General features: G+C 68.5%; 3 protein-coding genes. All 3 read left to right on the forward strand.

The annotated features are described in order from the left end of the window. Positions 1 to 97: 97 nt before the first annotated feature. The 3 genes from ABFD92_01040 to recN all read left to right on the forward strand — a co-directional run bounded on the left by ABFD92_01040 (position 98) and on the right by recN (position 13120). The gene (locus ABFD92_01040; GenBank protein MEN6503098.1) at positions 98 to 3415 is read left to right on the forward strand and encodes a hypothetical protein; all 3318 of its coding nucleotides are present in this window, start codon (positions 98 to 100) and stop codon (positions 3413 to 3415) included. A 4-nt stretch (positions 3416 to 3419) separates the two neighbouring features. Continuing rightward, positions 3420 to 11027, forward strand: coding sequence for a hypothetical protein (locus ABFD92_01045; GenBank protein ID MEN6503099.1), 7608 nt, complete (start codon positions 3420 to 3422; stop codon positions 11025 to 11027). A gap of 326 nt (positions 11028 to 11353) precedes the next feature. Further along, the gene (gene recN / locus ABFD92_01050; protein ID MEN6503100.1) at positions 11354 to 13120 is read left to right on the forward strand and encodes a DNA repair protein RecN; all 1767 of its coding nucleotides are present in this window, start codon (positions 11354 to 11356) and stop codon (positions 13118 to 13120) included. The last annotated feature ends 200 nt before the right edge of the window (positions 13121 to 13320 follow it).

Genomic DNA, 13320 nt, shown 5'->3' on the forward strand with positions numbered 1-13320 from the left:
GCGTCTCATCAACATTGCCGGGCGGGAGCGGGCTTTTTCCCTGTCCTGGCGGTACCATGGCATGCGCTGGATTCGTCAATCTCTTGGAGACTCGCTCATGAACGCCTCTCGCTCGATTCGCCCGGTCGTTACGCTGCTGGTGCTGCTGGCGGTGTCAGTTCCGCTGTGGGCGGCCCCGCCCGAGCCGGCCAAGGCCCCCGACAAGGTCTACGTGCCCTACGACAAGCTCAAGGGCCTGCTCGACGACGAAGGCCAGGGCGTCTTCCTGCCGTACAAAGACTTCCAGCGACTCTGGCAGGCGGCGCAGGCCTCGCCCGCCCAGGCTGCCGCCGCGCCGGGGGAGTACCTGATCTCCACCGCGCGATTCAGCGGCAGCGTCGGCGGCGAACTGGCGTCGCTCAAGCTCGAGCTGACCGTTGACATCCTCGCCGACGGCTGGGTCAACGTCCCGCTGGGGCTGGGCGAGGCCGCCATCGCCCGCACGGCAATCCAGGGCGACGACAAGACCCAGCCGCTGCTGCGCGTCGTCAACGGGCAGTACGTCCTGCTGACCAAAGGCGCCGGACGAAAGGTCGTGCAGATCGACTTCGTCCGCCAGATCACCACGCAGCCGGGGCTGAACATCCTGGACCTGGCCCTGCCGCGAGCGGCCATCACCACCCTGGAGTTGACCATCCCCGAGCAGGACATGAAGGTGGACGTCGAGCCGATGCTGGCGGCTACCACCAGCCAGGACAGCGCCGCCGGCAAGAGCGTCACGCGATTGCAGGCGTTCCTGGGCGCCGCCCAGCGCGTCAAGCTCTCGTGGAAGCCCAAGACGCAGGCCGCCGCCGACCTGCAGCCGGTGATTATCTCCAACCAGCTCCAGCACCTGTCGGTCAGCGAGGCGCTGGTCTCGTACGACATCACGTTCAACTACGAGATCCGCCGCCGCGGCGTCGATGCCTTCACCATCGAATTGCCGGCGGGCTTTCGCGTCACCAGCGTCGAGGGCGCCAACATCGGCAAGTGGGACGTCGCCGACGCCCCGGCCGCCGGTGGCACGGCCTTTCCAGGCCGTGAACCACAGGCTGGAAAGCCTGTGCCACCGCAAGGTCAACTGCTCAAGGTGAAGCTGTTTTCGGCCGTCACCGACAGTTACACGCTGGTTCTGAAGATGGAACGCCTGCTGAAGGAGTCGCAGGTGGACCTGCCGCTGACGCCGGTGCTGACGCACGAGGTGCTGCGGCGCAGCGGTCTGCTGGCCGTAACGCATTCGCCGCGCCGCTCGGTGGAGCTGCGCGACCTGAAAAACCTCTCGCGCGTCGACACCGGTCGCCTGCCTGGCAACCTTTCCACGCAAAGCGGCGTCACGGCCTATCAGTTCATCTCGGCTGACTACGCGGCCACGCTGGTCATCGGCACGGTGGAGCCGCGGGTGGCGGTGTTTCAGCAGTGGTCGCTGGCGGTGAATGATTCGTGGCAGCAGCTCCAGGGGAACATCAACTACAGCATCGAGCGGGCGGGGCTGTTCCGCATCTCGATGACGCTGCCCGAGCCGTGGGAGGTGCAGTCGATCGGTCCGGCCGACGTGGTCGACGACCACCAGTTCAGCGGCAAGGGCGACACGCGACAGCTCAACATCCTGCTCAAGCGCGAGATCCTCGGCAACGTCTCGCTGAACCTCCAGGCCCGGCGCCCGCGGGCCAAGCTCGACGACAACGTGGCCTTCGCCCTGCCCCAACCCGACAAGACGAACCTGCGCCACTACGCAGGGCAGTTCGTGCTGTACATGCCCGCGCATCTGGGCGCGCAGGTCGAGCGGCTCGACCAGTTCCAGTCGCTGCCGCTGCGGCAGATCGGCCAGCGCAGCGCCTTCGGCATGGCGCCGCAGATGGCGTTCCAGTTCGGCGCCATCGCCGCCGACAAGCCCGCCGGGGCGGTCTTCAAGATCGCCGTCAAGCCCTCGCAGGTCTCTGCCGTCGTACACCGCCTGGTGAACATCCAGCCCGGGGCGATCGTCGACCAGGCCGCGATCGCCTACACCGTGCTGTATTCGCCGCAGGACGTGTTCTACGTTCAGGCGCCCGCCGAGTTGGCCGACGCCGGCCTGACCCTCACCGGCGAGAACATCAAGGAAACGCCGCGCGTCGACGCTCCGCCGGCCACCGGTCCGGCGCAGGGGCCGGCCGGCGAGGTTGCCCCCGCCACCGCCCCGGCCAGCCGCAGCGGCGTGGTGTACTATAAGGTTGTGCTCCAGTCGCCGGTGACGGGCACGTACTGGCTGTACGTCAACGTGCGCCGCCCGTTCAAGGCCGGGGAGGTCGGTTCGGCCGCCACTGTCAAGGTCGAGCCGATCCTTGCGGCCGGTCGCCTGAGCGACCAGAGCGGCTATATCGCCATCGCCAAGGGCGAGACGCTGGCGATTGGCCAACCCGCGTCGACTAATCTCACGCCCGGCGACCCGACCAGCGCCGTTGACCTTCCCTACGCCCCGCATCGCGCCGCCGCCTCGCTGGCGCTGCGATACAATCGCCCTCCTTTCGAACTGTCGCTGCCGGTGGTGACGCAGGAAGAAGCCGCCGTCATCACGACCATGGCCACCGCGACGATCGTCGAGCAGGTGCTCGGGTACGACGGGCAGCTTAACGGCCGCGTCGTGTACCTCCTCAAGACCAGCAAGGGCGACCGCCTGCCCATCACGCTGCACGGGGCCAAGCTGCGCCAGGTGCTGCTCAACGGGGCCGAGGCGCCGGTGGAGGCCTCGACGGCAGCCGACCAGCGCATCGTGCGCCTGCCGCCCTCGGCGGGGCAGGTTACCAACGTGGTGCTGGACATCCGCTTCGGGCAGGACAACGCCTCGGCGTCGAAGCTCGAAGTGCCTTCGCTGCCCAAGGAGGTCGCCTTCCAGGTGACGCTGTGGCGGCTGTGGATCCCCGAGCAGGACATCGTGCTGGGCAACGACCGGGCGTTCTCGCCGGTGCCCGGCGGCGATCATCAGTTATCGATGCTGGGGGCCAATCAACCCGTCCAGGTGACCTGGGCCCTGCCCGGTCAGGGGCGGGTGATGACCTTCCAGCGTCAAGGCGCGCCGGGGACGCTATCGGTGACGACGGTCGGGCGCGAGGTCTTCGCCCTGGCGGTCTGGCTGGTGGTGCTTGCCGCCGGAGCGGTCATGCTCAAGCTGCGGGGCTTCACGCGACTGGTGATCGTGCTGGCGGCCATCGTGCTGCTGGCGGTCATCAACCTGTACTGGCCGAAGTTCGCCGTGCGCCTGGGATGGCACGCCTTCCTGGCGGCGCTGGTGGTCGCGGCGCTGTGGGCGGGGCAGTGGTTCTTCGCCATGCTGCGCCGCCGCGCGGCCCGCGAGAGTAGTCCCCCGCCGATGCCCGCAGCCGCCGGCGATCAGCCGCAGACGCCCGCGGGCAAGGAGTAACGCCATGAAGAACCTTCCGACGTGGCTGATGACCGCCGCCCTGCTCGCCGCCGCCGGCCCGGCCGACGCCCAGCAGCGACCCGCCGAAAAGGGCAACCTCTACGTGCCCTATCGCGATATCGCCGCCGCGCTCGACCCTGCCGCCAAGAGCATCCTCATGGACCGCGGCGAGTTCGCCGCCCTGCTCGCTGCCGCCAAGGCCAACCAGGCCGCCGCCGACAGTCAACAGCTCGGCCAGGTGACATCCGCCCGCTACCAGGCCGATGTCACTGGACAGTCGCTGCGACTGACGGGCGAGCTGGAAGTGATCTCCCTCAGCGATAAGGGCGTGGCCGTGCCACTGGCATTTGCGCGCCTGGGGCTGCTGAAGGTCGCCCTCGACGGCAAGAGCGCCCCGCTGGGCTACGACGACGGGGCGTTGGTGCTGCTGGTGGCGGGCAAGGGCAAGCACGCCGTGACGATCGAGGCCTCGGCCGCCCTGACCGAACTGCCCCTGGCGCGCTTTCCCGCCGGCGGGCTGCAGTTTGGCATCTCGATTCCCCCCGCCGTGGCGGGCACGATGACCCTGACGGCCCCGGGCGATCTGGAGATCTCCGCCTCGGCGGCAATGGACAAACCGACGTACGATCGCGCCGCCGATCGCACGCGCGCCGAGCTCACCATCGGCGGGCGCGACTCAGTGACGGCCGTGCTGCTGGGCAACGGCCGCCAGGAAGCCCAGAAGCCCATCCTGCTGGGCGAGAGCACCGCCAGCGTTGAGATCGAAGCCGACAGCCAGACGCTGCACTGCCTGTATATGGTCGACGTGCTGCGCCGCAGCGTGCGCGAGCTGCAGTTCGCGGTGGATGCGTCGTGGACGATCACGGCTGTCACGTGCCCGGGCCTGGTGCGCTGGTCCGTCGAGGCCGGCCAGGACGGGTCGAACATTCTGACCGTTCGCCTGGGCTCGGCCAGCCGTGGGCTGCAGGCGCTGCACATCAAGGCCACCGCCGTGGAAAAGATCGCCGGCCAGTGGCGCAGCCCTCGCGTGATATTGCAGGACGCGGCGTTTCAGCGGGGGTATCTGCTGGTCAACACGCAGCGCGACCTTCGCGTGCGCGGGCATGAGCTGTCCGACGCCCGCCGCGAAGACGCCGGCGCCACGCAAGTCCCGGCGCTGTTTGGCCTGCTCACCGGGCGGCTGTACTACCACTGGGGCGCCGACTGGTCCGTCAAGCTGCGCACCGCCAAGGTGCCGCTGCGCCGCGAGAGCCAGGACCGCCAGCGCCTCGCCGTGGGCGACAAGAGCCTCACGCTGACGGGCGAGTTCCAGGTCACAGCCGTCGGCAGCGAGATGTTCGACATGAACTTCCGCCTGCCGCCGGGGGCGTGGGAACTGGTAAGCGTGACCGTCAACGGCAGCGGGGAGGGCTTTGAGTATCACGTGACCGACGACGCAGCGCCCGCGACGCAACCGGCCGCTTCGGCCCCGGCGGCGTTTCGGCGGCTGCGCATCGAGCTGGCCCGCCCGGTGCAGCCCGAGGGCGTGGCGAACGTGGTCATCACGCTCCAGCACGTGCCGCAGAATTGGCTCTGGCGCGCCGGCAGCACGCCGCGCGTCATCGCCATGCCTCTGCTGTCGTGCCAGGCCGATCAGGTTTCCGGCGTCGTCAGCGTTTCGACCTCGGACGATCTGGACGCCGCGCCTGATGCCGTGCCCGATGCCATCAAGGGCGTCAACGTCGGGCGCATGACGTCGATGGGCCTGGGCTCCGACGTGCAGCTTGCCTGGACGTACGACCAGCAGCCCCCGCCCGCCGATGTGCGACTGCAGATCAGCCGCCGCTCCGCGCGCCTGTCGGCCGAGTCCGTAGGGCTGGTCTCGCTGACCAGTGAACATCTGCGCGCCCACTGGCGCGTGACGTACACCATCACCCGCGCCCGCACGGCAGAATTGATGGTCCTGGTGGACAAGTCTCTGGGTGAAGAGGTATCCATCGAAGTGCCCGGCCGGCGGATCGCCAGCAAAACCCGAGTGCTCCCTATTGAGTTGCCTGATCTTGATAAAGATGTGCTTGTTACAACACAGAAAGCTGTCCCACTAGAGAATCTGGAACCTTTGCCCGTATTACCTCAGGCAAAAGGTTACGATCTCTGGAAGCTCACGCTCGATGCCGAAGCCGTGGGACAGGTGGCTGTCGATGTTTCATACAGCCGCCCGCTGCCGGCCAAAGACTTCACGCTGCCCCTGGTGCGCCCCTTCGGCGCTGACCAGGTCACCGAGTACCTGGCGCTTCAGGCGGCCGAAGAGCTGGCCGTCGACGCCAAGGCAAACGCCGCCGGTCGCGCCATCGACAGCGCCGACCTGCCGCCGCTGCCCGAGGACGCCAACCGCCTGCTGGCGGCCTGGCGGTTCGACAGCGGTAGCGAGCAACCGGTGGTCAACGTCTCGACAACCGTGCATCAAACGGTTGCCATCCCCGCAGCCCTGGCCGGCTCGGCCGAGCTGACCACCTATCTCGACGGCCAGGGCAACCAGCGCACGCAGGCGCTGTTCAGGCTCGTCAACGCCGGCATGCAGTTTGCCAGCGTTCAACTGCCCGCCAACGCGACGCTGTGGTCGATCACCGTCGACGGCGCCGTCGCCAAACCCCAGCGCGACACGGCCGGCAACTACATGGTGCATCTGCCCCGCGACTCGCGATCGCCGCTGATCAAGGTCGTCTACGGCGCCGCCGGCACTGGCGGCAGCATGCACGCCCTGGCGCGGGCAACCCTGCCCGGCGTAAAGGTCAACACCGTCTCCTGGACCGTCGTCACCGCCCCGGGCCTGCGCATCACGGCCCAGGACTCCGACATGACCAGCGACGGGCTCTACAGCGTCGCCCCGGCGTACCAGCAGACGTTCGATCTCGCCTTCGGTCCCAGGGAACCCTCGCTGGACGCTATCGCGTATTCAGCCCCTCCCGCGGCAGCGGCGAGGGCTGTGGCGACGGAAAGCCTCCACGGCGGCCTCACAAGGAAGGACGCGGCGCCGGCGACGCAGCCTGCGGAGGTCAAGTCCAAAGTCTCTCTGGACCATTCCCGCGGCCTCGTCGTCAGCGGCAAGTACACGCTGCCGGTGGAGTTGGCCCAGACGGGCGACTATGGCCACCGCGTCACGTTTACCTCGCTGGACCCGCTGCCGCTGGCGGTCGAGCTGACCGATGAGTCCGGCCTCGACAGCTTCGCGCTGCTGGGGTTCGTGATGGCGGGGCTGGCCGGGCTGATGCGCCTCAATGCTCGGGCATGGCACAAGGCGCGGTTCATCATCGCCGTGCTCATCGCCGCCAGCCTCGTCGCCGTGTGGTGGCGGGACGCGGCGCCGTTCATGAACGGAATGTTCTGGGCCGCCCTGCTGCTTATCCCCTTCTACCTGGCGGTGGGTCTGGTGCGGATCATCCTCCGCGCCATGCGCCGCACGGCGATACCGGTCCTGCAGCGCGCCGCGGTGCTGCTGGCGGCGGTGCTGCTGATGGCCCAGTCGGCCCGGGCGGCCGATGCCCAAGCCAACAACGCGCCGCCTCAAGCCGGTGAGCCTGGCGCGGCCCCGCTGATCATCCCCTACGAGGGCGACCCGGCCAAGGCCGACCAGGCCAAGAAGGTGCTCGTCTCCTACGCGAAGTTCATCGAGCTCTGGAACGCCGCCCACCCCGACCAGGCCATCGATATCGCCCCGGCCGCGGGCAAGCTCTGGCTGGCCGACGTGCGTTACGCCGCGACCGTCAAGGCCGACACGCTCACCCTGACGCTGACCGCCCAGGCCCAGACCACCGGCAAGGGGCTGGTGGTCGTGCCGATCCCGTTCGAGGGCGTGGCCCTGACGGGCGCCTCGCTCGACGACAAGCCCGTGCCGATTGCATCCGCCGAGAAAGGGATGGTGCTGACGCTCGAAGGCGGGGCCAAGGGCACGCTGCGCCTCACGGCGGTCACCACCGCCAAACCGCAGGCGGGACGGCCGACGGTCAACCTCACGCTGCCGCCGCTGCCGGCGGGCGTGATGACGGTCGCTCTGCCGGCCGACGACCTGGTGCTCGAAGTGCCCCAGGCCCAGGGCAGTCTCACCAGCCGCAAGACCGACGGCGGCGTCGAGTGGACCGTTCCGCTGGGCCTGGCCCGCGCCCTGACGCTGCGATGGAGCCCCAAGGCCGGCGGCGGCACGGTCGACCGGACGCTGTCCGCCGCGGCCAATCATGACGTGAGCTTCAATCACTGGGGCATCGTCGGCGCCACGCAGATGGTCTTCACCTTCAGCGCCACCGACTACGACCAGTTCCGCCTGCTGGTTCCGGCGGGCGTGAGCGTGACCAGCCTGACCGGGGCGAACCTGCGCGATTTCGCCGTGGTCGCCACGAGCAAGACCGAAGGGCAGGATTACAGCGTGGTGCTCGTCCGCCTGCACCGCCCCGCGACCAAAACGTATGAGATGACCGCCAAGTGGGTCGCGCCGCTTCCCACGCTGGACAAGCCCTTCACGCTGCCGCTGCCCCAGGCCGGCGACGTGGCCCGCGAAAGCGGCGCCGCAACGCTGCGGGTCGCCGGCGGAATGACGCTCACCGAAATCGGCGTCGAGGGCGGACGGCGCCGAGCCTCTGCCGCCGGCGGGCGAGACGCCCAGACCGCCGCCGACGCCACGCGGGAAGTCTCGTCCTACTACTGGCCATACCGCCCCTTCGCCCTGACGCTCAAGCTGCACCGAGCCGAAACGGAAACGGCGGCCGTGGTGAACCAGCTCGTCCGCATCGACGCGCGTCGCTGCCAGTTGCTGGTCCAGGCGAACCTGACCGCCCGCCGCGGGCGGTTGTTCGAAGCCTCCTTTGCCCTGCCCGACGGCTACGAGCTGCTCAGCGCCGCCGGGGCGGCGGTGGAAGACTTCCACGTCGAGCCCGCTCCGACGGGGCGGCGGCTTTACGTCAATCTCCGCGGCGGCGCCGCGAGCACCAGCCTGGCGCTGGTGCTGGTCAAGGCGCCGCTGGAGCTGGGGCGCCTCAGCGTGCCCAAGGTCACCCTGCTCGACGCCGGCGGGGCGCCGCTGGCCGAGCAGACCGGGCGCCTGGCGGTGCAACTGGCCGACTCGCTCGAGGCGCACACGCTGAACAGCGAAAACCTCGGCAGCGCCCCGCCGGCGAGTGTGCTGACCGGATGGCTGGCCAGCCAGGACATCCGGGCCACCCAGTTCGCCTACCAGTACGACCGGCCGGCCATCGCCCTGGACCTCGATGTGCGGGCCAAACCCACCCGCACCCGCGTCGAGATCGTCGCCGGCGTGACGGTGCAGCCGACGGCGGCCTGGTACACCTACCGCCTGCGATACGCCATCAGCGGCTCGCCCATCGACCACGTCAGCTTCACCCTGCCGACGCAGTACGCCGCCCTGGCGGCCGTCACCTGCCCGGCCATGCGGAGCGTCAAGACCGAAGACGCCGACGGCGGCCGCACGCGGTGGACCGTCTCGCTGATCAACGAGGTCACCGGCGTGCTGGACGTGGCGGTGAACTTCGCCGTGCCGATCTCGCAGCAGACGACCGCCCTGGCAGTGCCTCGCGTGGTCACGGCGGCGCCGGAGGGGTACCGATGCGTCGTGGCGGTGCAGAACCTCTCGCGCCACGAATTGTCTCTCGACACGGCGGCCGAGATGACCGCCCTGCCCGCCAGCCAGCAGCGCGACCTGCTCGGGGCCGCCCACGCGTCGCTGCAATATGTCTTCCAGGCCTTCAGCGACACCTGGACGCTGGCCCTGAAACTCAAGCCCGCCGAGCCGGCCAAACGCACCACGGCCATCATCGACCTGATGACCGTGGCGACGACGATCGACCTGGCGGGCAACAGCCGCTACGAGGTCGAGCTGATGCTGCAGAACCGCAGCGAGCAGTTCCTGCACGTCAAGGTTCCCCCCGAGCTGACGCTCTGGAGTGCGTACGTGGACGGCAAGGCCGTCAAACCCGCCTCGGCCGACCATTATGTTTCTGCCAATGATAAGGGCGAACCCGTCGTCGAGAATGTGCTCATCCCGCTGATCAAGACCTCGGCGACGGGCCTGCCGTACTCGGTCAAGCTCTACCTGGCCGGGCGCGCCAGCGAACCGCTGGGGCGCATCACCAAGATCACGCCGCCGGCGATCCGCATCATCGGCATCCCGGTCGAACAGACCACCTGGAGCCTGCAACTGCCCCGCGGGTACCGCTACAGCGAGGGCGTCGGCATGGCCCGAAAAGGCGCCATCGGCGACCAGGAGCAACAGGCCAAACGCGCCGAAGCGTATCGCCTCCTGAGCCGCGTGGCGGCCAGGGGAAAACAAACCAAACGCCTCCTCGATGCCGACGAATACTCCAGCGCCGGCAACGGCACGGGCTTGAACTCCTGGACAGACAACATTCGCCTGCAGAATGACAAATGGAACAAGAGTCGCGAAGAGGCGCGGCAGTTCATCGTCGAAAATCGCGAGACTCTGGGCGGCGAGGCCCAGCGCCTCGAACAGACGCTCACCGACGACTCCAACACCCAGTACGGACTGAACACGGTCTGGCAGCAGCGGCAGGAGCAGGCCGCCGCCGTCACCGGCGTTAACAACTTCCTCAACGGCTCGGTGAATAACGCCGGCGTTTCGGACGCGGCGGCCAACGAGTGGCTGGACCGCTCGACCGAGTTCGTCATTCGCGCCAACGACGAGCAGCAGCGGCGCATTGCCGGCGAACTGGAGAAAAACGACGCCGGCGGCAATAAGATCGTCGAGCAAGCCCTGGGCCGCAAGCTCCAGGAACAGCGCAAGGTCGGCGGGCGCGCCGGCGTTGACGATGAGAAAAAAGAAGAAGCCCTCAAGGAACTCACCAAGCAGTTGGAAGACGAAGGCCGCCGGAACTTCGTCAAGCAGCGCGACCAGCTCCGCCAGCAGCAGGATGAACTGCAGTTCAACCGCCTCACCCGCAGCCAGTCCGACGGCAAGGACCTGGCCAAGAAGCCCGGCGGCAAGGGCACGGGCAAGGGCGAGATGTACCAATCGCAACGCGCCGCCGAATCGCCGCCGGCGCTGCCCGGACAGCCTCAGTCCTCTGAGGAAAGCTGGACTTACGATGGGCGCGGGCGGGCAAGCGGCGGAGCGGCCGAACCGTTGGCATTGGGCGTGCGAGGCCCAGTCGCCGGCCAACCCGGCGGCGGGCCCGTTCCCGCCGATAGGCCCGCGTCGGAACGCGGCGGCGATGCTATCCCCGCCCAGGCCGCCGTGGCGCTGGGCACCTTCTCTCTGCCGGTGAGCCTGCCCCGCGCCGACGGCGTGTCCATGGACTTCGCCGGCAGCGGCGGCGACGTCAGCGTCACCATCTGGGCCGTCAAAGACTCCACCGCCCGCGCGTGGGAATCGACAGCCGCGGCTGTCATCCTCCTGGTGCTGCTGGCACTGGCGGTTCGGATCTGGCGGCATGTCTGGCGCATCGGCTCGCCCGCCGCCGCGACGCAGCGCATCGTCCTGTACGCGATCCTCGCCCTGGCTGGGTGGGTGCTCTGGGGCCTCGTGCCGGCGGTGGTGCTGACGGCAACTGCCGCCGCACTCGCCGAAGCCGCCCGCTACCTCCCCCAGCGCCGGGCTAAGCAGTTGTGAGTGGTGAGTGGTGAGTGGTGAGAAGAAACAAAGGGGACGGGAGTCGTTCTCTGCCGGTGTCGTGGCGACTTCAAATGGCGACTGAACGCCTGCCGGTGCCGTGGCGGGAGGGCTTCAGCCCGACAGCCACGACTATGCGCAGATTGCGGCGTTCGCTCCTCCTGGGGTCGGCGATCGTGGCTCTCCGGGCCTCCGGCCCTGCGCGCCACGGCACCCCAGCCAGCGTGGCTATGACTGGGTGGCAGAGGCCGCCGGTTCTTATTGTTACCTCTGCGCCCTCTGTGCCTCTGTGGTAAGTTTCTTCCCGATTCTGTAAAATACCCGCCATGCTTCGCGAGTTGCACATTTCGAACCTGGCGATTATCGAAAAGGTCGACATCGAGTTCGGCCGGGGGCTTAACGTCTTCACTGGGCAGACCGGCGCGGGCAAGAGCCTGATCCTGGGCGCGCTGGAACTGCTGCTGGGCCTGCGCGGCGGCGGCGAAGACGCGGCCATGTTCGTCCGACCCGGCAGCAGCGAGGCGCGCGTCAGCGGCGTGTTCGAGGTTGCCCGAGCCGCCACGGCTGAGGCGCTGGGGCAGATCCTAGACCAGGAGATCGCCCCCGCCGAGCCGATCCTGATGACCCGCCGCGTGCTGGCCTCGGGACGCTCGAGCGTCTCGGTCAACGGCAACGCGGTGACGGCGGCCATGCTCCGCCAGGCCGGCGAGCTGCTGGTGGACATCCATGGACAGCACGACCAGCAGTTCCTGCTCAAGAACGCCAACCAGTTGCAGATCCTCGATGCCTTCGCCGACGCGCTGGAGCTGCGCGAGCAGTTCGCCGCGGTTTTCAGCGAGCTTCGCCACAGTCGCCAGCGCCTGGCCGACCTGAAGGCCTCGTGCCAGACCCGCGACGACCAGCTCGACCTCTACCGATTCCAGATGGAAGAGATCGACGCCGCGGCGCCGGAGGCCGGCGAGTACGCCCGGACCAAGAGCCGCTACAGCGTCCTGAAGAACCTCGCCCGACTCAAGGAACAGTCGCTGGCGGTGCTGGGCGGCCTGGCCGAGGGTGACGAGGCGCTGCTGGATAACCTCGGGCGGTTGTCGGCGGCAGTCAAAGACCTCGTGCGTCTCGACGAGTCGCTGGGCGCCCTGGCGGCGCAGCTCGAGCAGGGCGAGGATATCCTGCGCGACGCCGCCCGCGAACTCGAGCGGTACCAGGACAAGCTCGATGTCGACGAGGGGCAGTTCGAGAAGATCCAGCAGCGCCTCGACGAACTCAACGCCATCATCCACAAGTACGCCCGCGCCTCCGCCGCCGGCGACGACCCGCTCGAAGCGGTTCTGGAATACCGCCGCGCCATCGGCGAAAAGGCCGCCGCCCTCGAGGCCGACTCGCAGTCGCTGGAAGGGCTCGAAGAGGAAATCGCCAAGCTGCAGCGGCGGCTGGGGCAGATCGGGCCCGAGCTCTCGCGCCGCCGAAAGGACGCCGCCAGGCGGCTCAAGACGCTCGTCGAGGCGCAGTTCGCCGAGCTGGAGATGCCCGAGGCCACCTTCGACGTCGAGATCGTTACGCGCAAGGCCGACGATGCGGGCGTCGACGCAACCGGCCTCGATGCGGTGGACTTTCTCGTGCGGACCAACCCCGGCCAGGAGCGACTGGCGCTGCGCAAGATCGCCAGCGGCGGCGAGCTGTCGCGCATCATGCTGGCGCTCAAGACGATCCTGGCCGACAAGGACCAGATCACCGTGCTGGTCTTCGACGAGATCGACGCCAACATCGGCGACCGCCTCGGCGCCACCATCGGGCGCAAGATGCGCGCCCTGGCCCGCGGGGCGGCAGGCAGGAAGAGCGCCGCCAACTCGCACGCCCACCAGATCATCTGCATCACGCACCTCTCGCAGATCGCCGCCTGCGCGGACCATCACCTGCAGATCCGCAAAGACGTGGCCGGCAGCGGCGACGGGCGCCAGACCTCCGCCTCCGTCTGCGTGCTCGAAGGCGACGCCCGCGTGCAGGAACTGGCGGAGATGATGGCCGGCAAGAACCCCACGCCCGCGACGCTCACCCACGCCCGGCAACTCCTGGCGGCCAATTCAAAGACGTGAAGAACGCTGCGATCTTTGCTCCGCAAATAACCGCAGAATCAGAGATGGGTGGCATGGCGACACACGTTTTTGTTTTTTCGTGGGTCGCCATGATGCTCATCAGCGCACACCCATGGCGACCTGCCTGCCGGCAGGCAGGCCTGCCGAACAACGCGTGTCGCCATGCCACCCGGCCGGTAGATTAAGCCGCAGAGGTCGCA

Source organism: Planctomycetaceae bacterium (assembly GCA_039680605.1).
Lineage (GTDB): Bacteria > Planctomycetota > Phycisphaerae > SM23-33 > SM23-33 > JAJFUU01.